The organism is Rhodosalinus halophilus (assembly GCF_003298775.1).
Classification (GTDB): domain Bacteria; phylum Pseudomonadota; class Alphaproteobacteria; order Rhodobacterales; family Rhodobacteraceae; genus Rhodosalinus; species Rhodosalinus halophilus.
In genome coordinates, this window is record NZ_QNTQ01000005.1 from 134715 (window position 1) to 159274 (window position 24560).

The 24560-nt window shown below is 70.2% G+C and carries 20 protein-coding genes; 12 read left to right on the forward strand and 8 right to left on the reverse strand.

Annotated features, from left to right (window positions below):
* Window positions 1–152 precede the first annotated feature (152 nt).
* Both DRV85_RS05880 and DRV85_RS05885 read left to right on the forward strand, forming a co-directional pair.
* The gene (locus DRV85_RS05880; RefSeq protein WP_113288517.1) at window positions 153–440 is read left to right on the forward strand and encodes a hypothetical protein; all 288 of its coding nucleotides are present in this window, start codon (window positions 153–155) and stop codon (window positions 438–440) included.
* Window positions 412–1116, forward strand: a complete 705-nt coding sequence (locus DRV85_RS05885) for a winged helix-turn-helix domain-containing protein (protein WP_113288518.1) — start codon at window positions 412–414, stop codon at window positions 1114–1116. Before DRV85_RS05880 ends, DRV85_RS05885 begins: the two co-directional genes overlap by 29 nt.
* Window positions 1117–1206: 90 nt before the next feature.
* On the opposite strand, the gene DRV85_RS05890 is transcribed toward DRV85_RS05885, so the two are convergent.
* The 3 genes from DRV85_RS05890 to DRV85_RS05900 form a co-directional block, all read right to left on the reverse strand.
* The gene (locus DRV85_RS05890; RefSeq protein WP_113288519.1) at window positions 1207–3912 is read right to left on the reverse strand and encodes a peptidoglycan -binding protein; all 2706 of its coding nucleotides are present in this window, start codon (window positions 3910–3912) and stop codon (window positions 1207–1209) included.
* A gap of 3 nt (window positions 3913–3915) precedes the next feature.
* Window positions 3916–5160 (reverse strand): biopolymer transporter ExbB, encoded by a 1245-nt coding sequence (locus DRV85_RS05895; RefSeq protein ID WP_113288520.1) that lies wholly within the window; start codon window positions 5158–5160, stop codon window positions 3916–3918.
* 69 nt (window positions 5161–5229) lie between these two features.
* Window positions 5230–5760: a gamma-glutamylcyclotransferase gene (locus tag DRV85_RS05900; protein ID WP_113288521.1), complete on the reverse strand. Its 531-nt coding sequence runs from the start codon at window positions 5758–5760 to the stop codon at window positions 5230–5232.
* 67 nt (window positions 5761–5827) lie between these two features.
* Here DRV85_RS05900 and DRV85_RS05905 point away from each other — a divergent pair, with 67 nt between their 5' ends.
* From DRV85_RS05905 to DRV85_RS05940, 8 genes are all read left to right on the forward strand, one after another.
* The gene (locus tag DRV85_RS05905) at window positions 5828–6808 is read left to right on the forward strand and encodes a DUF2125 domain-containing protein (protein ID WP_113288522.1); all 981 of its coding nucleotides are present in this window, start codon (window positions 5828–5830) and stop codon (window positions 6806–6808) included.
* A 102-nt stretch (window positions 6809–6910) separates the two neighbouring features.
* Entirely contained in the window at window positions 6911–8395 is a 1485-nt protein-coding gene (locus DRV85_RS05910) for an ABC transporter substrate-binding protein (protein WP_113288523.1), read from the forward strand.
* Between the two features lie 93 nt (window positions 8396–8488).
* Window positions 8489–9436, forward strand: coding sequence for an ABC transporter permease (locus DRV85_RS05915; RefSeq protein WP_113288524.1), 948 nt, complete (start codon window positions 8489–8491; stop codon window positions 9434–9436).
* 53 nt (window positions 9437–9489) lie between these two features.
* Window positions 9490–10305, forward strand: coding sequence for an ABC transporter permease (locus DRV85_RS05920; protein WP_113288661.1), 816 nt, complete (start codon window positions 9490–9492; stop codon window positions 10303–10305).
* A complete protein-coding gene (locus DRV85_RS05925; protein ID WP_113288525.1) occupies window positions 10302–11921 on the forward strand; it encodes an ABC transporter ATP-binding protein in 1620 nt (539 codons plus the stop codon). Before DRV85_RS05920 ends, DRV85_RS05925 begins: the two co-directional genes overlap by 4 nt.
* Entirely contained in the window at window positions 11908–13377 is a 1470-nt protein-coding gene (locus tag DRV85_RS05930; protein WP_113288526.1) for an aldehyde dehydrogenase family protein, read from the forward strand. Before DRV85_RS05925 ends, DRV85_RS05930 begins: the two co-directional genes overlap by 14 nt.
* 17 nt (window positions 13378–13394) lie before the next feature.
* The gene (locus DRV85_RS05935) at window positions 13395–14144 is read left to right on the forward strand and encodes an SDR family oxidoreductase (protein WP_113288527.1); all 750 of its coding nucleotides are present in this window, start codon (window positions 13395–13397) and stop codon (window positions 14142–14144) included.
* Between the two features lie 99 nt (window positions 14145–14243).
* Entirely contained in the window at window positions 14244–15251 is a 1008-nt protein-coding gene (locus DRV85_RS05940) for a P1 family peptidase (RefSeq protein WP_113288528.1), read from the forward strand.
* Window positions 15252–15345: 94 nt separating this feature from the next.
* Here the strand turns inward: DRV85_RS05940 and fnrL are convergent, their stop codons facing one another.
* Complete coding sequence (fnrL, locus tag DRV85_RS05945; RefSeq protein WP_113288529.1) at window positions 15346–16092, reverse strand: transcriptional regulator FnrL; 747 nt, start codon at window positions 16090–16092, stop codon at window positions 15346–15348.
* Window positions 16093–16163: 71 nt separating this feature from the next.
* On the opposite strand from fnrL, the gene hemN reads away from it, so the two are divergent.
* Window positions 16164–17519, forward strand: coding sequence for an oxygen-independent coproporphyrinogen III oxidase (gene hemN / locus DRV85_RS05950; protein WP_113288530.1), 1356 nt, complete (start codon window positions 16164–16166; stop codon window positions 17517–17519).
* An 80-nt stretch (window positions 17520–17599) separates the two neighbouring features.
* Window positions 17600–18508, forward strand: a complete 909-nt coding sequence (locus DRV85_RS05955; protein WP_113288531.1) for an endonuclease/exonuclease/phosphatase family protein — start codon at window positions 17600–17602, stop codon at window positions 18506–18508.
* A 61-nt stretch (window positions 18509–18569) separates the two neighbouring features.
* Here DRV85_RS05955 and DRV85_RS05960 read toward each other — a convergent pair whose 3' ends face one another.
* The 4 genes from DRV85_RS05960 to DRV85_RS05975 form a co-directional block, all read right to left on the reverse strand.
* Window positions 18570–20174 (reverse strand): ABC transporter ATP-binding protein, encoded by a 1605-nt coding sequence (locus DRV85_RS05960; RefSeq protein WP_113288532.1) that lies wholly within the window; start codon window positions 20172–20174, stop codon window positions 18570–18572.
* Window positions 20171–21325, reverse strand: a complete 1155-nt coding sequence (locus tag DRV85_RS05965) for an ABC transporter permease (RefSeq protein WP_199525841.1) — start codon at window positions 21323–21325, stop codon at window positions 20171–20173. The genes DRV85_RS05960 and DRV85_RS05965 overlap by 4 nt, the downstream gene beginning before the upstream one ends.
* 72 nt (window positions 21326–21397) lie before the next feature.
* Complete coding sequence (locus DRV85_RS05970; protein ID WP_113288533.1) at window positions 21398–22483, reverse strand: microcin C ABC transporter permease YejB; 1086 nt, start codon at window positions 22481–22483, stop codon at window positions 21398–21400.
* Window positions 22484–22490: 7 nt separating this feature from the next.
* The gene (locus DRV85_RS05975; protein ID WP_113288534.1) at window positions 22491–24458 is read right to left on the reverse strand and encodes an extracellular solute-binding protein; all 1968 of its coding nucleotides are present in this window, start codon (window positions 24456–24458) and stop codon (window positions 22491–22493) included.
* Between the last annotated feature and the right edge of the window lie 102 nt (window positions 24459–24560).

A 24560-nucleotide genomic window follows, 5' to 3' on the forward strand; every position in this document is an offset into this window, starting at 1 on the left:
GTTTCGCCCGGCGGGAACGGGCCGGGCGCCACTGCCCGAGGCTGCGGAAAGCGCGGCATGACAGGCAATGACGGCCCCCTGCCATCCGATGACAAGGGACCGTCGGCCCGGGGTTATTGAAAGTCAGCCCGCTTCGGCGCAGGCTCTGCGCCATGAAGTCGCGCCGCACTCTTCTTGCCACGCTCGCCGTCGCCCTCGCCGCGGGCACCGCGCAGGCCGCCTGCTACGCCGACTACAAGGCCCGGCAGGACGATCCCTTCGCGCTGCACTATGGCGTGGCCCGCATCGAGGGACGGTGCACGCGCGAACAGGCGGCGGCGGAACTCGCCCCGCGTCTCGCCGCCGACGGCTGGCGGCTGCTCGACGTCATGTCCGTCTTCGGCGAGGACGGTCTCGGGGAGCGACGCGAGAATGCCGGCGCCTTCTTCCTTCGCTACTGAAAGCCGGCGCGCGGGCGCGCGGCTCGTCTGGGCCGGGCTCGCTGCGATCGCGCTGCTGCTCGCCGGTGCGGCCGTCCTGCTGGTGGCCACGCTGCCCGACGGCGACGCCTTCAACGCCCGGGTCGAGCGGATCTTCGTCGAGAACGACGATCTCACCGGACAGGCCGAGGTGAAGCTTCTCGAGATCCTCGCCCAGAGCGGCACGGCCTTCTCCGAGACGCTGGCCGGCTATCGCGTGGTGATCCTGGTGCTCCTGGTCTTTTCGGCGGCGATGCTGCTCGCCGCGGTGGTCTTCCTGATCCTGCTGCTCGCGCTCAACCGCCGCATGGCGCAGATCGAGCGCGCCGGGATCCAGGTCAATTCCCTGATCCTCAGCCGCGAGGAAAACACCGCCTATCTCAACAACATCGCGCTCAAGCTCACCGACAGCGCGATGGAGACCCTGACCGCGCTCGCCGAGGCGCGGCTTGACGACGAGATGCTGAGCGGCGCCGAACTCGAGGCGCTCGTCACCGGCCGCCCCCTGCCCGACTGCGACGAGGCGGCCGGCGCCACCCGCATCAAGCGCCTCCGCGACGGGCTCGGCAACCAGCTCGTCGCCGAACTCCTGGTGCGCAACATCGCGCGGCGCGGCTACATCCTAGCCATCGACCGCGAGGCGATCCGCATCCTCTGAGCTGCGCCCCAGGTCCTTCCTCCTGCCCGAAATACCCCAGGGGAGTCGCGCGCCGCGGCGCGCGACGGGGGCAGCGCCCCCCACGTGGCTTCAGCGCTCGGTGAGCTTGAGCTCGATGCGCCGGTTGCGGGCGCGCGCCTCCGCCGTGTCGCCCGGGTCGATGGGCTGATACTGGCCGAAGCCGTTCGCCGAGAGCCGCTCGGGCGGCATGTCGTAGGCGTCGATCAGATAGCGCACGACCGAAAGCGCCCGCGCCTGGCTGAGCTCCCAGTTGTCTTCGAACGCCGCCCCCTCGACGACAGGCACGTCGTCGGTGTGGCCGTCCACCCGCAGCACCCAGTCGATCTCGGGCGGTATGTCCGCCATCACGCCGGTCAGGATCTCGGCCACCTCGCCGATCTCCGCGCGCCCCTCGGGCGAGAGCTCGGCCTCGCCCGGCGCGAAGAGCACCTCGGAGGGGAAGACGAAGCGGTCGCCCTCGATCTGCACGCCCTCGCGCGCGCCCAGGATTTCGCGCAGCCGGCCGAAGAACTCCGATCGGTAACGCTCCAGGTCCTCCTTCTCGGCCTCGAGACGGGCCGCGCGCTCTTCCTCGAGCTGGCGGCGGCGGCGCTCCTCGGCCGCGGCGCGGGCCAGCGCGGCGTTGAGCTCCTGGCCCAGCGTCTCGATCCGCACCTGCTGCGCCTCGTCCTCGGCGCGTGACGCGTCGAGCAGCGACTGAAGCCGCGTGAGCTGACGATTGAGTTCGCGCACCTGCCGGTTGAGCAGGGCGGTCTGCTTCTGTGCCGCGTCGGCGGCCGCGCGCTCCTGCTCGAGCTCGCGTTCGGCCACGGCGAGCAGGCGCGCGCGATCGGCCGCGGCGTCCTCGGCCTCGAGGCGCGCAGCGGCGGCGCGCTCGAGCTGCGCGCGCAGATCCCCGGCCTCGGCCTCCGCCTCCTGCTGCGCGGCCAGCGCGGCGGCGAGGCGCTCGCGGGTTTTCGCAGCGTCCGCCTCCACCTGCCGCTGCTCGGCCAGCGCGGCGGCCAGCCGGCGGCCCAGCTGCTCTTCGGCGCTTTCGGCTGCGACCACCGCGGCCAGCGCCTCGGTCAGCTGTCGCTCGAGGTCGGTGAGCTCCGTTTCGGTCGCGGCCGCGGTCTCGCGGCTCTCGGCGAGCTGCGCGCGCGCCTGATCCAGCTCGGCGCGCGTCTCGGCGAGTTCGGCGGCGGCGGCATCGGCCCGCGACCGGGCGGCGGCCAGTTCGGCGCGCAGGGTCTGCTCGGCGTCGCCGGAGGCCGCAAGCTCCGAACGGCGTGCCTCCAGCTCGGCCTCGGCCTCCTGTGCACGGCGTTCGGCGGCGGCCAGATCGGCGCGCAGCGCCTCTTCCGCCCGGCCGCGCTCGGCGATGCGCTCGAGCGCGTCGGCCAGCCGCGCGCGCAGATCGGCGGCCTCCGAGGCGGCGGTCTCGGCCGCCTGCCGCGCCTCTTGGAGCGCAGCCTGCGTGTCCGCGGCCTCGCTGCGCGAGGTCTCGGCCTCGAGCAACGCCGCGGAAAGGGCAGCCTCGAGTTCGGTAAGCCGTTCCTCTCCCGCCGCGCGGGTCTGCGCGGCCGCGGCCTCGGCCTGCTCGGCGCGGGCACGAGCGCGGGCCTGGGCAGTGATCGCGGCGGCAAGCTCGGCCTCCATCGAGGAAAGCCGCGTCGCGCGCTCCCGGGCCTCGGCCTCGGCCGCCTCGGCGCGCTGCCGCGCGTCGTCCCTCGCCGCCAGCGCGGCCGCCAAGCGTTCCTCGAGCGAGGCGATGCGGTTCGCGCGACTCTCGGCCTCGGACCGGGTCGCGGCGAGCTCGTCGCGCAGGGCGGCTGTCTCCTGCGCGGCGGCAGCGGCCTCGGTGCGGGCCGCCTCGCGGGCGCGGGTCGCGGCGGCGAGGTCTGCCTCGAGCCCCTCCTGCGCCAGCAGCGCCGCGGCGAGCCTGGCGTTGAGATCCTCCTGCGCGGCCTCGGCGGCGGCGAGCAGGGTCAGCGTCTCCTCGGCACGGCGGCGCTCTTCCTCGAGCGCGAGCGTCATCGCGGTGAGTTCGGCCTCGGACTCCTCGAGCCTTTCGCGCAGCGCCTGCGCGGCCGCCGCTTCGGCGAGGCGGGCCTCCTCCTCGGCGGTCAGGGCCTCTTCGAGCTCTTCGACGCGCCCCGCGAGGGCGAGGCGCGCGTCTTCGGTCTCGGCGTTCTGGCTGCGCAGATCGGCGACCAGCGCCTCGAGCGCCTCCCGGCGGGCGGCGGCGAGGCGCGCCGCCTCTTCCTGCGCGTCGATCTCCTCGCGCGCCGTGGCCAGCGCCGTCTCGAGCGCGTCGCGCTCCGAGGCAAGCTCCGCCGTCTGCGCCTGAAGCCCCGCGATGCGCTGCGCGTCCTGCTCGCGCTCGGCCAGCAGGCTCGCGACCTGCTCCTCGAAGCTGGCGATGCGGGCGCGGGCGCTTTCGAGCGCCGCCTCCTGATCCGCCGTGCGGCTCTGCAGCGAGGCGATCAGCGCCTCCTGACGGTCGGCTTCGTCCTCGGCGGCTTCCAGCGTGGCGGAGAGTTCGCCCACGCGGTCCTCGAGCCGCGCGTTGCGCTGCTGCGCAAGCCCCAGCGCGCGCGCAAGCGCCCCCACCTCCTGCGACAGCGTGTCGAGCTCGGTCTCCTGCCCGCTGATCTCCTCGGTGAGCACGAACTGCACCACCATGAAGATCGTGAGCACGAAGATCAGGACGAGAAGCAGCCCCGTCATGGCATCGACGAATCCGGGCCAGATCGAGGCCTGGAACCGCTGCCCGCTGCGCCGCGCGAGCGCCATGGCCTAGCCCTCCCCGCCCTTGGCCTCGCGCTGGGGCGTCACCTGGCCCGCACGCGGGCGGGCGCGCAGCCGGTCAGCGGGCTGGATCCGGGCGCCGAGCTGGCCCACCGCGCGGGTGAGCGCGGCGATCTCCGTGCGCAGCTCGGCCATGCTCTCCTGACGGCCGGCCGACATCTCCTCGAGCAGGCGCAGCAACTGCACGTCGATCGAGCGCAGGCGCATCCGGCTTTCGGCATCGAAGCCGTCCTCGCCCGCGCGCTCCTGCTGCTGCAGGGTGTCGGCAAGCCGCTCCTGCCCTTCGGCCACACGCAACAGCGCCGTGGTGGAGGGCGTCGAGGCCTCGATCCGCTCGGTCATGCGCTCGATCGAATCCGCGAGCTGGCCGAGCTTGTCGTCCACCGTCGCCCGGCTCTCGTCGGACTGGGCGAACATGGTCTGCAAGAGCTCCATCTGCTCGGCCATGTGGTCGATGACGGCGACGACCGCCTCTTCGTCCACCGCGCCCTCGCTGTCCGAGGAGAACCCCAGCCGCGTGATCGAGCTCAGCCATTCCTCGAGCTCGCGGTAGAAGCGGTTCTGCCCGTGGCCCGCGAAAAGCTCCAGCAGCCCCACGACGAGCGAGCCCGCGAGGCCCAGAAGCGACGAGGCGAAGGCCACCCCCATGCCGCCAAGCTGGCTTTCGAGGCCGGTCATCAGGCGGTTGAAGACCGCGATGCTTTCCTCTCCGGGCTGTGGGGCGAGGCCGCGGATCGTGTCCACCACGGCAGGCACGGTGGTGGCGAGACCGTAGAAGGTGCCCAGAAGCCCGAGGAAGATCAGCATGTTGATGATGTAGCGCGTGATCTCGCGCGCCTCGTCCAGGCGGGTCGCCACGCTGTCGAGGATCGACCGCGTCGAGGTGGCCGAGATCTGCCGCCCCCGCCCGCGCGAGCGCAGCAGCGTGGCAAGCGGCGCGAGCAGCCGCGGCGCCGGCGCCCGCTCGCTGTCCGCCCGCCCCTCGGCGAAGGCCTCGATCCAGCGCACCGAGGCGATGAGCTGGAACACCTGGATGAAGCAGGCGAGCACGCCGATCACGAAGACCACGCCGATGAAACCGTTGAGCCACGGATTGGCCAGGAAGACGGGCATCACGCGCGGCGCGGCCACAACCGCGCCGAAGCCGGTGAGGCCCAGCACGATCAGCATGAAAACGATCTGGCGGACGGGCTGGGAGAAGTGCGGCGCCGTCTCGAGATCCGGCTTGGCCATTTGGAACGGTGTCCCGCGAATATCGTCTGTTTCCGGACCCTATATGCTGGGGCAGGTCAAGCCAAGGCGCTATGACTTGAGCGCGCGCACCCGTGCCGAGAGCCATTCGAGATCCGGGTCGGAGAGCCCGAGTTCGGCCAGATGTGCCGAGGTATTGTGCAGATACTCGTCGTTCGGCCCCCGCCCGCCGGTCGCGCGCGCGATGATGCGCGCCTGGTCTTCGAGCGGCATGTTTCCGCAATACTGCACATGGTCCGGGTCGATGACGTAGGTCACCGCCTCCACGCGGCGGCCGTCCGCCAGATCCACCGGCAGGATGCGCTCGACGTAGGCCGAGGAGATCAGTTCGCGCTCGCGGAGATAGGCGAGCGTCTCCTCCTCCGCGCCCGGCTCGGCCGACAGAGCGACGCCGTTGCAGACCGCGCCCTCGGCGGCGTCGAGCGCCAGCACGAGGCCGGGTTCCTCCGCCGTGCCGCGGTGGTGGACGGAGCGCATGCAGAAGCTGCGGTGCCAGCCGGGCAGCCGCGCGAGAACCCGCTCGCCCACGCGGAAGCCCGGGTTCCAAAGCAGCGATCCGTATCCGAAAACCCACATCGTCATGTCGTCTGGCCCTTTGCGCGAGCCGCGGTTAAACACGATCGGCGCCGGTCTGCAAAGGAAAGGACGGATGAAGCGGCTGTTGATCCTGATCGTCCTGGCGGCGCTCGCCTGGTCCGGGTACTGGGCCTTCGGAGCATGGCAGCTGCGGCAGTCCGAGGCGCAATGGTTCGAGGAACGGCGCGGCGAGGGCTGGCAGGCCGAATATGCCGATCTCGCGGTGCGCGGCTTTCCCTACCGCTTCGACACCACGCTGACCGACGTGGCGCTCGCCGACCCGGCCACCGGGCTCGCGTGGCAGGCGCCGCGCTTTCAGCTGCTGCGCCTGAGCTACCGGCCGAACCATCTCATCGCCCTTTGGCCCGGGGAACAGGTGCTCGCCACGCCCGAGCGGCGCTTCGTCGTTCGCAGCGACGACATGCGCGCGAGCCTGATCCCGCGGCCGGGCGCAGCGCGGGCGCTGGAGCGCGCGACGCTGGTCGCCGAGACGATGCAGATCGTTCCCGAGCGCGGCGGCGCATGGGCGCTGGCCCGGCTCAATCTCGCGGCAGAACGCACGCCGGCGGCCGAGGCCACCTATCGCGTCGGACTGTCGCTCGACGGGCTCGCGCCGCCGGAACCGCCTCAGCGCCTGCCGCAGACCCTCGATGCGCTGCGGCTGGACGCGACGGTCGCCTTCACCGCCCCCTGGGACGCCGCCGCGATCGCCGAGGCGCGTCCGCAGCCGGTCCGGATCGAGCTCGACGCCGCCGAGGCCGTCTGGGGCCGGCTGGTGCTGCGCGCCGCGGGCCGGCTCGACGTGGGCGCGAGCGGGCTGCCGGAAGGCCGGATCGAGATCCGGGCGGAGAACTGGCGCGCGATCCTCGATCTCGCCCGCGAGAGCGGCGCACTGCCCGACGGCCTCGCCGACAACCTCGAGAGCGGGCTGGCGCTTCTGGCCCGTCTGTCCGGCAATCCCGAGACGCTGGACGTGCCGCTCGACTTCACGAATGGGCGCGTGCAGCTCGGGCCGATCCCGCTTGGCCCGGCGCCGCGCATCGTCATCCCCTGACGGACGCGCCGCCCTGGCGGGCGGACTGGACAGCCGTCGGCACATCCGCCAAGCTTCTTCAAGGGAGATGCCCGAAGGCGCCTTCGACAGGGAGACCGAACCATGACCAAGCCCCTCCGCCTGCTCGCCGCGAGCGCGCTCGTGCTGGCCGCCGGCCTCGCCCCCGCCTGGGCGCAGCGCACCGACGTCACCGTCGCGATGCAGCTCGAGCCGCCACATCTCGACCCCACTGGCGGGGCGGCCGGCGCGATCGACAGCGTGCTCTATTCCAACGTGTTCGAGGGCCTGACCCGCTTCACCGAAAGCGGCGAGATCGTGCCCGGACTCGCCGAAAGCTGGGAGATCTCGGAGGACGGGCTCACGTACACCTTCCGCCTGCGCGAGGACGTGACCTTTCACGACGGAACCGCGATGGACGCCTCGGACGTGAAATTCACCCTCGACCGCGCCCGCGCCGAGGACTCCACCAACGCGCAGAAACAGCTCTTCGCCTCCATCGAGAGCGTCGAGGTGGTCGATCCCCGGACCGTGCAGGTGAAGCTCGCCCAGCAGGACGGGATGTTCCTGTTCAACATGGCCTGGGGCGACGCGGTGATCGTCGCGCCCGAGAGCATCGGCGAGATCAAGTCGCAGCCCATCGGCACCGGGCCATTCCGCTTCGTCGAATGGGTGCAGGGCGACCGTATCGAGATCGCGCGCTACGAGGACTACTGGGGCGAGGCGCCCGCGCTGGCGGAGGCGACCTTCAAGTTCATCTCCGACCCGACGGCCGCCTTCTCGGCGATGATGGCCGAGGACATCGACGCCTTCATGGCTTTCCCCGCGCCCGAGAACCTGCCGCAGTTCGAGGCAGACCCGCGCTTTCAGGTGCTGATCGGCTCGACCGAGGGCGAGACGATCCTTTCCACCAACAACGCGCAGCCGCCGCTGGACGACCGCCGCGTGCGCAAGGCGATCGCCCATGCCATCGACCGGCAGGCGATCATCGACGGCGCGATGTTCGGCTACGGCACACCCATCGGCACCCACTTCGCGCCGCACAACCCGGCTTACGTCGACCTGACGGAGATGTCCGCGCATGACCCCGAGCGCGCGCGCCAGCTGCTGGCCGACGCGGGCTATGCCGACGGCTTCACCACGACGCTCAAGCTGCCGCCGCCCTCCTACGCGCGGCGCGGCGGCGAGATCGTGGCGGCGCAACTGCGCGCCGTCGGCATCGAGACCGAGATCACCAACCTCGAATGGGCGCAGTGGCTCGAAGAGGTCTTCACCAACAAGAACTACGGCCTCACCATCGTCAGCCACACCGAGCCGATGGACATCGGCATCTACGCCCGGCCGGACTACTACTTCCAGTACGACAACCCCGAGTTCCAGGCGCTGATGGAGGAGCTGAACCGGACAACCGATCCCGACACCCGGACCGAGATGCTGCAGCAGGCCCAGCGCATCATCGCCGAGGACTACGTGAACGGCTATCTCTTCCAGCTCGCCATGACCTCGGTCGCCAAGTCCGGTCTTCGCGGCCTTTGGGCCAATGCGCCGACGCAGGCGGTGGACCTCACCGGGGTCTACTGGGAAGACTGACGCGTCCGCGCGCTCGTCGGCCCTGACGGGCGCGCCTCGCGAAGAGGCCCCGCGAGGGGCCGATGAGCCCCCCGGCCGGGCGATGGAGACCCGATGCTCCGCTACACGCTCAAGCGCATGGCCTCGCTCGCGGTGAGCCTCGCCGTGGCGTCGCTGGTGATCTTCCTCGTGGTCGAGGTGGCGCCGGGCGACCCGGCGGCCTTCATGCTGGGCATCAACGCGCAGCCCGAGACGGTGGCGGCGCTCCGCGCCGAGCTGGGCCTCGACGTGCCGAAGTGGCAGCGGTATCTCGACTGGGTGGGCGGGATGCTGACCGGCGACTTCGGCACCTCCTACACCTACCGCACGCCCGTGGCCGACATGATCGCGGACCGCTTGCAGGTCTCGCTGCCGCTCGCCCTCTATGCGCTCGCGCTCTCCACGCTGCTCGCCTTCCCCGCAGGCATCTATGCCGCGGCCCGGCGGGGCAAGGCCGGCGATCTCGCCGTGATGGGCGCCACGCAATTGGGCGTCGCGGTGCCGAACTTCTGGTTCGCCATGATGCTGGTGCTGCTCTTCTCGATCAACCTGGGCTGGTTCAGCGCGGGCGGCTTCCCAGGCTGGGAGGAAGGGCTCTGGGCAGGGATGAAGGCGCTGACGCTGCCCGCCATAGCCCTCGCCCTGCCGCAGGCGGCGATCCTCGCCCGCGTGATGCGATCCTCGCTGATCGACATACTGGGCGAGGATTTCATGCGCACCGCGCGCGCCAAGGGGCTGACGCGCCGGCAGGCGCTCTGGCGGCACGGGGTGCGCAACGCGCTGATCCCGGTGCTCACCATCATCGGGTTGCAGTTCGCCTTCCTGCTCGCCGGCGCGATCATCATCGAGCAGGTCTTCTACCTGCCGGGGCTGGGGCGGCTGATCTTCCAGTCGATCTCGGCGCGCGACCTGATCGTGGTGGAGTCGGTGGTGATGCTGCTGGTCTTCGCGGTGATCGTGGTGAATTTCCTCGTCGATCTGGCCTATGCGGCCGTCGATCCACGCCTGAGGAGCCGGACATGAGCCTTGCGGAGCGCGAACCGGCGCCGACGCCCGCCGCGGCCCGCAGGCAGGCGCTGCCCCGCAGCCTCTGGATCGGCGCCGCGCTCTCGGTGGTCTTTGTCGCCGCCGCGGCGCTCTCCTTCATATGGACGCCCTACCCGGTGGACGGGATGGACATCCCCGCACGCCTCCAGCCGCCGTCATGGGCGCACCCCCTGGGCACCGACCACTTCGGGCGCGACATCCTGTCGATGATCATGGTGGGCGCGCGCACCTCGATCGCGGTGGCGCTCTTGGCCGTGGGCATCGGCATGGTGGTGGGCGTGCCGCTGGGCCTTGCCGCCGCGGCGCGCAAGGGTGGCTTTCTCGACGAGATCATCATGCGGGCGAACGACCTGATCTTCGCCTTCCCCGCGATCGTCATCGCCATCCTCATCACCGCCGTCTTCGGCGCCTCAGCCGTCAACGCGATCATCGCCATCGGCATCTTCAACATCCCCGTATTTGCCCGTCTCACCCGCGGCGGCGCGCTCAGCCTCTGGCAGCGGGAATTCATCCTCGCCGCGCGCGTCGCGGGCAAGTCCGCCACCCGCATCAGCGCCGAGCACATCCTGCCCAACGTCGCCAACCTGCTGATCGTGCAGGGCACCATCCAGTTCTCGCTCGGCATCCTGGCCGAGGCGGGCCTGTCCTACGTCGGGCTCGGCGCGCAGCCGCCCACGCCCAGCTGGGGCCGGATGCTGGCCGACGCGCAGACCATGGTCAGCCTCGCGCCGCATGTCGCGCTCATTCCCGGTCTCGCCATCGTACTGACGGTGCTGGGGCTGAACCTGATGGGCGACGGGCTGCGCGACCTGCTCGACCCGAAGGTGCGGAAGGCGCGCACATGAGCCTGCTCGAGATCGACCGGCTGAGCCTTTCCATCGGCGGGACACCGATCCTGCGCGACGTGTCGCTGTCGATCGCGCCGGGAGAGATCGTCGCCGTCACCGGCGAAAGCGGCTCGGGCAAGTCGATGACGGCCTTCGCCGTCATGGGCCTCACGCCCGGCGCGGCCGAGGCCACGGGCCGCATCGTCCTCGCCGGCCGGGATATCCTGAACGCCCCGGAGTCCGAGATGTGCCGCGTCCGTGGCGCCGAAGCCGGCATGGTCTTTCAGGAACCGATGACCGCGCTCAACCCGGTGCAGACCATCGGCGATCAGGTGGCCGAGACCATCCTGATCCATCAGCAGATCCCTCGCACCGAGGCCCTGGCGCGCGCCCGCGCCATGCTGGACCGCGTGGGCCTGCCGGCCGACCGCTTCCCGCTCTCGCGCTATCCGCACGAGCTTTCGGGCGGGCAGCGGCAGCGGGTGGTGATCGCCATGGCCATCGCGCTGCGCCCGAAGCTGCTGATCGCGGACGAACCCACCACCGCGCTCGACGTCACCACGCAGGCGCAGATCCTCCGCCTCTTGCGCGAACTGGTGGACGAGTTCGGCATGGGCCTGATGATGATCACCCACGACCTCGCCGTGGTCAGCGACATGGCCGACCGCATCGTGGTCATGCGTCACGGCGAAGTTGTCGAGACCGGCGAGACCCGCGCGCTCTTCGCCGACATGCGACACCCCTACACGCGGATGCTGTTCGAGGCCTCGGATCACCGCGTGGCCCTGCCGGAGGCGCCCGCGCAGGATGCGCCGCTTCTGGAGGTGCGGGGGGTGGTGCGCGACTACGCCCTGCCCCGCACGCGCCTCTTCGCCCCGCGCGCGCACTTCCGCGCGGTGCGTGGCGTCAGCTTCGCCATGCACCGCGGCGAGCGGCTGGGACTCGTGGGCGAGTCGGGCTGCGGCAAGTCCACCCTGACCCGCGCCATCCTCGGGCTGGAGGAGGTGCAGGCGGGCGAGATCCTGATCGACGGCGCCCCGGTCTTCACGCACCACCGTCCCAACCTGGAGGTCCGGCGCAAGGTGCAGGTGGTCTTTCAGGACCCCTACGGCAGCTTCAACCCCCGCCACCGGGTCGAGCGGCTGATCACCGAGCCCTTCCACCTGCTCGACGACGCCCCCACCGGCGCGGACCGCGCGCAGGCCGTCGCCGAGGCGCTGACCGCCGTGGGCCTCTCGCCCGATGACGCGCATAAATACCCGCACGAGTTCTCCGGCGGCCAGCGCCAGCGCATCGCCATAGCCCGCGCGCTCATCATCCGCCCGGCGCTCATCGTCTTCGACGAGGCTGTCTCGGCGCTCGACGTCTCGGTGCGCGCGCAGATCCTCGACCTGATCGCGCGGCTCTCGGCCGAGTTCCAGCTTTCCTATCTTTTCATCAGCCACGACCTGACGGTGGTGCGCCGCGTCACCGACCGCGTGCTCGTCATGCAGGCCGGCGAGATCGTCGAGGAGGGGGAGACCGAGCGGGTCTTTTCCGCGCCGTCACATCCCTATACGCAGAGCCTGATCGACGCCGCGCCGCGCCTTCCACAGGTCGGCCAGCCCCAGGAGACCGCTCATGCCCGCCCTTGACGCCCGGCCCGCCCCTCTCTGGTTCGACCCGTCGCGCTGCCTGATCGGCGGCGACTGGGTGCCGCCGGCCTCGGGCGAGACGCTGGCGCTGGAAAACCCCTCCGACGGCAGCGAGCTTGCCCGCATCGCCAAGGGCGGGCCAGAGGACATCGACGCCGCCGTGAGCGCCGCACGCGCCGCCATGACGGGCGACTGGGGGCGCGCCAGTGCCGCCGAACGGGGCCGCGTGCTCGCCCGTCTGGGCCGGCTGATCGAAGAGCGCGTGGAGGATCTCGCACAACTCGAGTCCCTCGACGTGGGCAAGCCGCTGACGCAGGCCAGGGCCGACGCGCGGGCCCTCGCCCGTTACATGGAATTCTACGCCGGCGCCGCCGACAAGCTGCACGGGGAGACCATCCCCTATCTCGCCGGCTACACCGTCTACACCATGCGCGAGCCGCATGGCGTGACGGCGCACATCGTGCCCTGGAACTACCCGATGCAGATCATCGGCCGCTCCGTGGGCGCGGCGCTCGCCGCCGGCAACGCCTGCGTGCTGAAACCGGCCGAGGAGGCCTGCCTCACCGCGCTCGCCTTCGCCGATCTCGCGCGCGAGGCGGGGCTGCCCGCGGGCGCGCTCAACGTCGTCCCCGGCACGGGGGCCGAGGCCGGCGCCGCGCTCTCCCGCCACCCGGGCGTGAACCACGTCAGCTTCACCGGCTCCGTCGCCACCGGCCGTCTGATTCAGGCCGCCGCAGCCGAGAACGTGGTGCCCGTGACGCTGGAACTGGGCGGCAAGTCGCCGCAGATCGTCTTCGCCGACGCCGACCTCGAGGCGGCGCTGCCCTTCCTCGTGAACGCGGGCATCCAGAACGCCGGGCAGACCTGCTCCGCCTCCTCCCGTATCCTCGTCGAACGCCCGATCTACGACCGTGTGGCAGGCCTCATGGCGGAGCGCTACCGCGCGCTCGAGGCGGGCCCGGCGATGGAGGACCGCGCCCTCGGCCCGGTGATCTCGGCGCGCCAGAAGGGGATCATTGAGGGCTTTCTCGACAAGGGCGCGGACCTCTCCCGCGCCGCCGAGGGGCGCATCGCTTCCAACGCGCCCGCCGGCGGCCACTACGTCGCGCCCGTGCTCTTCGACGCCGTGCCGCCCGCTCATCCCCTCGCGCAGGAAGAGATCTTCGGCCCCGCGCAGGCGCTCATCCCCTTCGACGACGAGGAAGAGGCGGTGCGCATCGCCAACGGCACGCCCTACGGCCTCGTCGCCGGGGTCTGGACCCGCGACGGCGCGCGGCAGATGCGGCTGGCGCAGCGGCTCCGCTCGGGCCAGGTGTTCCTCAACAATTACGGTGCCGGCGGCGGGGTGGAGCTGCCCTTCGGCGGCACCGGCCTCTCGGGCCACGGCCGCGAGAAGGGCTTCGAGGCGCTCTACGGCTTCACCACGCTCAAGACCGTCGCCGCGCGGCACGGCTGACCACGACAGGAGAGACCATGCGACTGGAGGGCAAGACCGCCATCGTCACCGGGGGCGCCTCGGGCTTCGGCGCAGGCATCGTGCGCACCTTCCTCGCCGAGGGCGCGCGCGTGATGATCGCCGACCTGAACGGCGAGGGGGCAGAGGCGCTGGCCGGCGAACTCGGCCAGGGCGCCCTGCCCTGCCGTGTGAACGTCGCCGAGGCGGCCTCCGTCGCCGCGATGGCGGAGAAGGCCGCGGAGGCCTTCGGCGGCGCCCCCGACATTCTCGTCAACAACGCAGGGATCACCCATCTGCCCGCGCCCCTGGAGGAGGTCAGCGAGGACGACTTCGACCGCGTCTTCGCCGTCAACTGCAAGTCGGTCTACCTGACCGCCCGCGCACTCGTCCCGGGGATGAAGGCGCGCGGCGCGGGCGCGATCCTCAACATGGCCTCGACGGCCGGCGTCTCGCCCCGCCCGCGGCTCAACTGGTACAACGCCTCCAAGGGCTGGATGATCACCGCGACGAAGGCCATGGCGGTCGAGCTCGCCCCCCACGGCATCCGCGTCAACGCGCTGAACCCGGTGGCGGGCGAGACCCCGCTGCTCAGGAGCTTCATGGGCGAGGACACGCCCGAGACGCGGGCGAAGTTCCTGTCCACCATCCCCCTGGGCCGCTTCTCCACCCCGCAGGACATGGGCGAAGCCGCCGCCTTCCTCTGCTCCGACGCGGCCTCGATGATCACCGGCGTCGCGATGGAGGTGGACGGCGGCCGCTGCATCTAGACCTTCTTCTTGGACGAAAATATCCCCGCCGGAGGCCGCGCGCCGAAGGCGCGCCACGAAAAGGAGTGCGGGCGAAAGCCCGCTCCACTGGAAACCGCGATGCAGCCCGGACCCAAGAACCTGATCACCGACGTGCCCGGCCTGCTGGTCGGCAATGCCGAGGATGCGGCGCTCAAGTCGGGCGTCACCGTGCTGACCGCCGATCGGCCCTTTACCGCCTCCGTCTCCGTCATGGGCGGCGCGCCCGGCACGCGCGAGACCGACCTGCTCGCGCCCGACAAGACCGTGCCGCAGGTGGACGCGCTCGCACTCTCGGGCGGCTCCTCCTTCGGCCTCGCGGCGGCGGACGGCGTGGTCGACGGGCTGCGCGCCAAGGGGCGCGGCTTCGCCGTGGGCGCGGCACGGGTGCCTCTCGTGCCGGCGGCGATCCTCTTCGATCTCCTGAACGGCGGCGCGAAGGACTGGGCGGACAACCCCTACGCCGCTCTCGGGCGCCGCGCGTTCGAGGCGGCCGGCGCGGACTTCGCGCTAGGCACGGCAGGCGCGGGCACGGGGGCGCTCACGGCGATGCTCAAGGGGGGCCTCGGCTCCGCCTCGCTGGTGCTCGACACCGGCGTGACGGTCGGTGCCCTCGTCGCCGCAAATCCGGTGGGCAGCGCCAACACGCCCGGTGAGCGGCACTTCTGGGCCGCGCCCTACGAGATCGGGGCGGAGTTCGGCGGCCTCGGGCCAGACCCTGCCGCCGGCCTGGGCCGCCGCCTGGAAAGCCGCAAGATGACGGCCTTCGCCGCGCAGGGGAACACCACCATCGCCGTCGTGGCCACCGACGCCGCACTCAGCAAGGCCGAGGTGCAACGCATGGCGACCGCCGCGCAGGACGGCATCGCCCGCGCCGTGGTGCCGGCGCATACGCCCAACGACGGCGATCTGGTCTTCGGGGCGGCCACCGGCACGCGCCCGCTCGAGGCGCCTGACGCCGAACGGCTGCTGATCGGCCACGCCGCCGCCCTCTGCCTCACGCGCGCCATCGCGCGCGCGGTCTACCTCGCGTCGCCCGCACCGGGTGATCTGCTTCCCTGCTGGCGGGACGCCGCCCATCAGCCGTGACACTCGGGACATCCGACAGACCGAGCCGCCACCCGTAGGGTGCGTGCTCGTCACGCACCCTACTCGTCACGCACCATGCGCGTCGCGAAGATCGTCAGACCAGCAACCCGCCGTCGCTGTCGTCGCCGGCCTCTTCGAGCAGCAGGTCGAAGTCCGGCACGGTCACGTGCCGCTTGCCCTGCAGTTCGATCACGCCGTCGCGCTTGAGCGCGGACATCTGGCGGCTCACCGTCTCGAGCGTGAGGCCGAGATAATCCGCCATCGCCTCGCGCGTGAGCGGCAGATCGAAGACCAAAGGCCCTGTGGTGCCGCGCAGCTGCAGCGCGGCGTCGCGCCGCGCGATGATCGCGAGTAGCGAGGCGATCTTCTCGCGCGCGGTCTTGCGGCCGAGCACCAGCATCCATTCCCGCGCCGCGTCGAGTTCGTCGAGCGTCATCTCGAGCAGCCGGTGGGCGATGTGCGGGGTGCGCTCGATCATCGACTCGAAGGGCTTCTTGCGGAAGCAGCACATGATGAGATCCGTGGTCGCCACCACGTTGTAGGGCGAGCCGGTCCGCCCCGGCCGGCCCACGAAGTCCGACGGAAGCAACAGGCCCACCATCTGGGTGCGCCCGTCCTCCATCGCCTGCGTGAGCGTGGCGATACCCGAGACGACGGAGCCCACGAAATCCATCCGGTCTCCGGACCAGATCACTGTCTGCCCTGCCTCGAAGGTGCGGTAGTACTTCATCTCCTCCAGGCGGGACAGCTCGTCCGCGTCGCAACGGGCGCAGACGGCCCGGTGCCGGATCGGGCAGTCCGAGCAGTTCTGGGAGAGGGAGGCCATCGTTTCGTTCAGCATGAAGTGCCTATGTTCGCGCTAGTTGATTTGCGTCAAAGCCCCTGCGCCCTCGCCTGTCTAATCGTAGTGACATGATCAGCCGAACACAACTTGCAAAGCTGGGTCTGTTCGACGCGAAGGTGCCGCGCTACACCAGCTATCCGACCGCCCCTCACTTCGGGGGCGGTGTCGATTCAGGGCTTTACGGCGACTGGATCGCCGCCGTGCCCGAGGGCGCACAGATATCGCTCTACATCCATGTGCCGTTCTGCCGCAGGCTCTGCTGGTTCTGCGCCTGCCGCACGCAGGGCACCCAGAGCGACAAGCCGGTCGCGGCCTATCTCGAGGTGCTGAAGGCCGAGCTCGCCATGCTGCGCGACCGTCTCGCGCCCGGCGTGACGCTCAGGCGGCTGCACTGGGGCGGCGGCACGCCGACGCTGCTCACGCCGGAGATGATGACCGACCTGGCCGGCGCGATCGCCGAGGTGGCCCCCTTCGCCGAGGACTACGAATTCTCGGTGGAGATCGACCCGAACGAGATCGACGGGCCGCGCCTCGACGCGCTGGCCACGGCGGGCATGAACCGCGCCTCGATCGGGGTGCAGGACTTCGATTCGGAGATCCAGAACACCATCGGCCGCATTCAGGAGTTCGACGTCACGCGCGAGGCGGTGGAGATGATCCGCGCGCGGGGGGTCGAGAGCCTGAACGCCGACATCCTCTTCGGCCTGCCGCATCAGACCCGCGCGCGAATCACCGAGACCGTGCAGAAGCTCCTGTCGCTCTCGCCCGACCGGGTGGCGCTTTACGGCTACGCCCATGTTCCCTGGATGGCCAAGCGCCAGCAGATGATTCCCTCGGACGCGCTGCCGACGCCCGAGGAGCGGCTCGCGCTCTTCGACGTGGCGCGGCGTCTCTTCGTCTGGGACGGCTACGACGAGATCGGCATCGACCATTTCGCCCGCCCAGAGGACGGGCTGGGGGTGGCCGCCCGCGAGGGGCGGCTGCGGCGTAACTTCCAGGGCTACACCGACGATGCCGCCGAGGTGCTGATCGGCGTGGGCGCCTCGTCGATCTCGCGCTTTCCGCAGGGCTATGCGCAGAACGCGCCGGCCACCTCGGCGCATACGGCCGCGATCCGCGAGGGCCGATTCTCTACGGCGCGCGGGCATGTCTTCTCGCACGAAGACCGCTGGCGCGGCCGGATGGTCGAAGCGCTGATGTGCGACTTCCGCATCGACGCGGACGAGATCGCGCGCGATTTCGACGTGCCGCGGGCGCGCCTGCAGGAGATGTTCGCAGAGGCGAACGCCGCCTTCGACGGACTCCTCGAGATCGACGCGCATGGACTGTCGATCCCCGAGGCGGCCCGACCGCTCACGCGCATGGTCGCGCGCGTCTTCGACGCCTACGAACTGGACAAGGCGGGGCATTCTCCGGCCATCTGAAGGGGGTGCTCGGCGCGCCCGTGCGGGCGCTTCTCGCGAAGAGGCCCGCGAGGGCCGATGAGCGCGCGCAGGGAGGGCCGATGCGCGTTGCCACCTTCAACATGCAGAACCTGCGGCTGCGCGGCGGGCAGCTCGACGGGGCGCGCGACGCCGACGTCGAGGCCGGCCCCGAGGCCACGCGCCACGATACCGCCGACCGCCTGCTCGGCGCGCGGCTGATCGCCGACGCGGCGCCGGACGTCATCGCGCTGCAGGAGGTCTTCGACCGCGCCGCGCTCGACTTCTTCCACGACCGCATGCTCGCGCGGGTCGGCTCGGTGCGCTACCCCCACCGCGTCTGCCTGCCCGGCAACGACGGCCGCGGCCAGGACGTTGCCCTGATGAGCCGGCGTCCGCTCGCGCAGGTGCACGGCCACGCCGACGTCACGCCGCGCGACCTCGGCCTCGAAACGCCACGCTGGATGGACCCGACGCGCCCGGTCTTCCGCCGCGACTGCCTGACCGCGCGGGCCGGGCCGCTCACCCTTTTCGTCTGCCATTTCAAGGCGCCCTATCCGCGCGCGCGGAAGGCCTGGAAGGTGCGCCGGGTCGAGGCACAAGCGGTGCGCAGACTGGTCGAGGCGCGCTTTCCGGATCCGGCCGCCGCGCTCTGGCTGGTCCTCGGCGATCTCAACGACCCGTTGGACAGCGCCGACCCCGCCATCGCGCCGCTCTTGCCACCCTTCTCCGTCGATCTGCTCGCGCGCCTGCCGCCGGGCGAGCGGTGGTCCTGGCACGACGCCGAAAGCGGCCAGTACGGGCGGCCGGACGCGCTCCTCGCCTCGCCCGCGCTCGCGGGCCGCTTCCCCGGCGCGCGGCCGCGGCTCCACCGCGCCGCGCTGGGTCACGAGGCGCGACGCCACGCCGGCCACCGCTTCGCCGCCACCGGCTGGCACCGCCCGCATGCGAGCGATCACGCGCTGCTTGCCGTGGACTTCCCGGGCCTGTGACGGGCCCTCTTCGATGGTCCCGGCACACCCGCGGGACGTCGGAAGAGCCGACAGCCGCGGCTCAGGCCACGCGCCCCGTGGGCTCGAAGGCCGCGGCGAGCAACTTGCGGGTGTAGTCGTCGCGCGGACGTTCGAAGATCTCTTCCGCCGGCCCGTATTCGACCACGTCGCCGTTCTGCATCACCATCACCTGATGCGACATCGCGCGCACCACGCGCAGATCGTGGCTGATGAAGAGATAGGCCATCCCGTGCCGCGCCTGCAGCTTGCGCAGGAGGTCCACGATCTGCACCTGCACGGTCATGTCGAGCGCCGAGGTCGGCTCGTCCAGCACCAGAAGCTTCGGCCGCAGGATCATGGCGCGCGCGATGGCGATGCGCTGGCGCTGCCCGCCGGAGAACTCGTGCGGGTAGCGGTCCATCGTGGCGGGGTCGAGGCCCACCTCGGCCATGACCTCGGCCACGAGGTCCCGCTCTTCGCGGTCCTTTTCGCGCATGCCGTGCACGCCCAGCCCCTCGGCGATGATCTGATGGCAGGTCATCCGGGGGCTGAGCGAGCCGTAAGGATCCTGAAACACGATCTGCATGTCGCGGCGCAGGCGACGCAGCTTGCGCACCGACCAGGCGTTCACGTCCTCGCCCATGTAGGTGATGCCGCCCTCGGACGTGATGAGCCGCATCAGCGCCATGGCCAGCGTCGTCTTGCCCGAGCCGCTTTCGCCCACGATGCCCAGCGTCTCGCCCGCGCGCACGCTTATGGTGGCGTCGTTGACCGCCTTCACATGGCCCACGGTGCGCTTGAGAAAGCCCTTCTGGATCGGGAACCAGACCTTCAGATGGTCTGTGCGGGCAATCTCTTCGGCCCCCTGCGGCAGCGGCTCGGGGCCACCCCGGGGCTCGGCGGCCAGCAGCATCCGGGTATAGTCGTGCTGCGGATCGGCGAAGAGCGCGGCGGTTTCGCCGCTCTCGACGATCTCGCCGTCCTTCATCACGCAGACCCGGTCGGCGATCCGACGCACGATGCCCAGATCATGGGTGATGAACAGCAGCCCCATGCCCTCCTCGGCCTTGAGCTGCGCCAGAAGCTCGAGGATCTGCGCCTGGATCGTCACGTCGAGCGCGGTGGTCGGCTCGTCGGCGATCAGGATGTCGGGCTTGTTGGCGAGCGCCATGGCGATCATGATGCGCTGGCGCTGCCCGCCGGAAAGCTGATGCGGATAGGCGTTGAGGCGGCTCTCCGCCTCGCGGATGCCGACGCGATCGAGAAGCTCGAGGATGCGCGCACGCGCCGCATCGCCCATCAGACCCTGATGCAGCGCGAGGCTCTCGCGCAGCTGCTTCTCGATCGTGTGCAGCGGGTTGAGCGAGGTCATCGGCTCCTGGAAGATGAAGCTGATGTCGTTGCCCCGCACCTTGCGCAGCAGCGCGTCGTCGGCGCCGATCATCTCCTGCCCGTCGTAGCGGACGCTGCCCTCCACCTCGGCACCGGGGCCGAGCAGCGCGACGGTCGAGAGCGCCGAGACCGACTTGCCCGACCCGCTCTCGCCCACCAGAGCCACGGTCTCTCCCTTGTCCACCGAAAAGGACACGCCACGCACGGCGCGCACCGGCTGCCCCTCCTGCCGGAAGGTGACGGAAAGGTTCCGGACGTCGAGTATCGCGCTCACTGGAAGGTCTTTCTCGGGTCGAAGGCGTCGCGCACCCCTTCGAAGATGAAGACGAGCAGCGACAGCATGATCGCGAAGGTGAAGAAGGCGGTGAAGGCGAGCCAGGGCGCCTGCAGGTTCTGCTTGGCCTGAAGCGTGAGCTCGCCCAGCGAGGGCGCGGACGACGGCAGCCCGAAGCCGAGGAAGTCGAGCCCGGCGAGCGTGGCGATGGTGCCGGTGACGATGAAGGGCAGCATGGTCAGCGTCGCCACCATGGCGTTGGGCAGCATGTGGCGGAACATGATCGTCCAGTTGCTGACACCCAGCGCCTTCGCCGCGCGCACGTATTCGAGGTTACGCGCGCGCAGGAACTCGGCCCGCACCACGCCTACCAGCGCCGTCCAGCCGAAGAGCACGGTGAGCAGGACCAGCAGCCAGAAACTTCGCCCGAGGATCGCGAAGAGAATGATGATGATGTAGAGCGCCGGCGTCGCCTGCCAGATCTCGATGATCCGCTGGAAGATGAGGTCCAGCAGCCCGCCGAAGAAGCCCTGCACCGCGCCCGCGATGATCCCGATGGTGGAGGCGAGCACCGTGACGATCAGGGTGAACAGGATCGACAGACGGAAGCCGTAGATGATCCGCGCGAGCACGTCGCGCTTGGTGTCGTCGGTGCCGAGCCAGTTCTGCCCGTTGGGCGGAAGCGGCGCGGCACCGGGGCGGTCCACGACAGTGTCATAGGAATAGGGGATCGGCGGCCAGAGCAGCCAGCCCTGCTCGATCTGGCTGCCGTTGACCTCTCCGTCCTGCGCGTCCTCCATCAGCGCCTCGGGCTCGTAGAAGCAGTCCTCGAGCCCCCCGGTGACGATCAGGCACTGCACCTCCGGGTCGCGGTAGATGGCCTCGGTCTGGAAGTCGCCGCCGAAGGCCGTCTCGGGGTAGAACTGGAAGACGGGCATCCGGATCTCGCCGCGATAGTTCACGAGGATTGGCTTGTCGTTGGCGATGAACTCGGCGAAGAGCGACAGCCCGAAGAGGATCGAGAAGATGATCAGCGACCAGTAGGCGCGCCTGTTGGCCTTGAAGTTGCGCCAGCGGCGCTGATTGAGCGGCGAGAGCCAGCTGCGCTTCTGCGGGGGCGCGACCGGCGCGGGGGCCATGTGGCCCGGCATCCGCTCCTTGTGCGGCACCTGCTCTTCGGTCGGGGTCGGCGTGCGGTCCTCGCGGGCGCGCTGCTGCATGGCTCAGCCCACCCGCCGCTCGAAGTCGATCCGCGGATCGACGACGACATACATCAGGTCGGACAGGATGCCGACGATCAGACCGATCAGCCCGAAGATGAAAAGCGTGCCGAAGATCACCGGATAGTCGCGCGCCACGGCCGCCTCGAAGCCCAGCCGCCCGAGACCGTCGAGCGAGAAGATCGTCTCGATGATGAGGCTCCCGGTGAAGAAGACGCCGATGAAGACCGCCGGGAAGCCCGCGATCACGATCAGCATCGCGTTGCGGAAGACGTGGCCGTAGAGCACGCGCCGCTCGCTCGCGCCCTTGGCGCGGGCGGTGATGACGTATTGCTTCTTGATCTCGTCGAGGAAGGAGTTCTTCGTCAGGAGCGTCAGCGTCGCGAAGGCCGAGATCGTCGAGGCCGCCACCGGCAGCGTGATGTGCCAGAAGTAGTCGGCCACCTTGCCCAGCAGGCTCAGCTCCTCCCAGTTCTCCGAGGTCAGCCCGCGCAGCGGGAAGATCTGCAGGTAGCTCCCCCCGGCGAGCAGCACCAGCAGCAGGATGGCGAAGAGAAAGCCGGGGATCGCATAGGCCACGATGATCGCGCCCGATGTGTAGGTGTCGAAGGGCGTGCCGTCCTTCACCGCCTTGCGGATGCCGAGCGGAATCGAGACCAGATAGGCGATCAGCGTGGACCAGAGGCCCAGGCTGATCGAGACCGGCATCTTCTCGAGGATGAGCTCCGTCACGCCGATCTTGCGAAAGTAGCTCTCTCCGAAGTCGAGGCGCATGTAGTCCCAGAGCATGCCGAAGAAGCGCTCGAGCGGCGGCTTGTCGAGGCCGAACTGCGCCTCGAGCTCCTCGATGAACTCGGGCGGCAGGCCGCGCGCGCCCGCGTAGCCCTCGAGCTCTTCGGTCGAGGCGGTGCCCGCGTCCTCGCCCGCGCCGGCGAAGCCTTCGAAGACGTCGCCCTGCCCCTGCATCTGGGCGATCATCTGCTCCACGGGTCCGCCGGGGACGAACTGTACCAGCGTGAAGTTGATGATCATGATCCCGAGCAGGGTCGGGATGATCAGCAGCAGCCTGCGGACGATATAGGCGCCCATGCCGCCCCTACCTCAGTGCGCCGGCAGCGCGCAGTTCCGCCGCACCCTCGGCGTCGTACCACCAGAAATCGAGGGTGCCCAGCGCATAGGGCGGCAGCTCTTCGGGATACGCGTATTGATCCCAGTAGGCGACCCAGTGGCTGTCGTTGTACCACACCGGCACCATGAAGAACTCGTGCCGCAGCACCCGGTCGAGCGCCATCAGCGCCGCGGCCTCCTCCTCGCGGCTTTCGGTCTGCAAGGCCGCCTCGATCACCGCGTCGACCAGCGGGCTCGCGAGCCCTGCGGGATTGAACAGGCTGAACTCCGCCTCGCGCGAGCCGTACATCTGCATCAGACCCGTGCCCGCCTGAAGGAAGGCCCGGTAGTTGTCGAAGATCAGGTCGTAGTCCCGCTCGCGCGAGCGCAGCGTGTACTGCGAGGGGTCGATGCGCTGCACGTTGATGTCGATGCCCATGAGCTCGAGGTTCTGGGCAAAGGTCTCGACCACCGACTCGAGCGTCGCAGAGGAGGACGAGGAAATCGGAAAGTCGAGGCTCAGCACTTCGCCCTCGCCGTTGCGGCGCACCCCGTCGTCGCCCACCTGCCAGCCGGCCTCGTCCAGAAGGCGCATGGCGCGGCGCAGGTTGCGCCGGTCGTTCAGCCGCTCCTCGCTGGAGGAATGCGCGCGGCGCGCGGGCTCCTCTAGCACGGCCTCGGGAATCTCGACGCCTTCCAGCGATTGGAAAAACTCGAGCTCGGCGCCCTCGGGCGGCCCCTCCGCCTGAAGCGGCGTGTCCTGCACGAAGGAATGGCGCTGCTCGAACAGCCCGTACTGCAGCGAGGCGTTGGTCCACTCGAAGTTGTAGGCCAGCGCGATCGCCTCGCGCACGCGCTTGTCCTGCAGGAGCTCCTTGCCGAGGTTGAAGACGATGCCCGTGGGCGTCGGCGGTGTCCCGTCCGGCAGTTCGTCGAGTTGCACCCACCCGTTGTCCACCGCGGGAAAGTCGTAGCCCGTGGCCCAGGTGCGCGAGTTGCCCTCTGCCCGGAAGGTGTAGACGCCGGCCTTGAAGGCCTCGAAGGCGGCGTTGTCGTCGGCGAAATACTCGATCCGGATACGGTCGAAGTTGTGCCGCCCCTGATTGATCGGCAGATGCCAGCCCCAGTAGTCGGGGTTGCGGCGGTAAACGATGTTGCGGTTCACGTCGAGGCTTTCGAGGACGTAAGGACCAGAGCCAACTGCCGGGTCGAGTCTCGGCTCGTCGAGCCGCGCGCCCGTCTCCTCGTACCACGCCTTCGACCAGACCGGCACGCCGCCCACCTGGTCGATCAGCGACCGGCGCGAGATGCCCTCGGCGAAGGTGAACTTCACGGTGTGGTCGTCGAGCGCCTCGGCGGTCAGGACGCGGCGGCTGACCGCCTGCGCATAGCTCGGCAGCCCCTGCTCCAGCAGCAGGTTGTGCGAAAACACCACGTCATGCGCCGTCACCGGCGTTCCGTCGGAAAACCGCGCCTCGGGACGCATGTGGAAGATCACCCAGGTCTTGCCGGGATCCCATTCCACCTTCCAGGCGAGCAGGCCGTAGGATTCGCCGATCTGGTCGGCGGGCAGGCCGGCGCCCGAGGCCGGCATCTCGCCCAGAAGCGACTCGTACATCATCCAGGAGTAGCGCCCGGCCCGGCCCTGCCGCGAATAGGGGTTCATCGAATCGAAGGTGCCCGGCGCCCAGAGGGAGATTTCGCCGCCCTTGGGCGCGTCGGGGTTCACGTAATCGAAATGCTCGAAGTCCGGCGGATAGCTGAGTTCGCCGAAGAAGTTGTAGCCGTGGCTGACCACGATCTCGTCGCTGCCCTGGGCGAGCGCGGCCTCGCTGGGCTCCGGCGTGAACTGCGGCGTCTCCTGCGCGGCGGCGGCCGCGGGGCCGATCAGGGCCGCGGCGAGGGCGCCGGCGCGGAAAGGGCGAAGGGCGCGCGCGAGGGGCTCGGATGCGGGCATGTTGCGGATCCTCCGGCTGCCGGATGCGTGTCCTGTTCGTCAGAACATGGTGCAGCCAAGCTAGATTGCCAGATCGCAAGGGTTCAAGTTGCGAATGCGTGA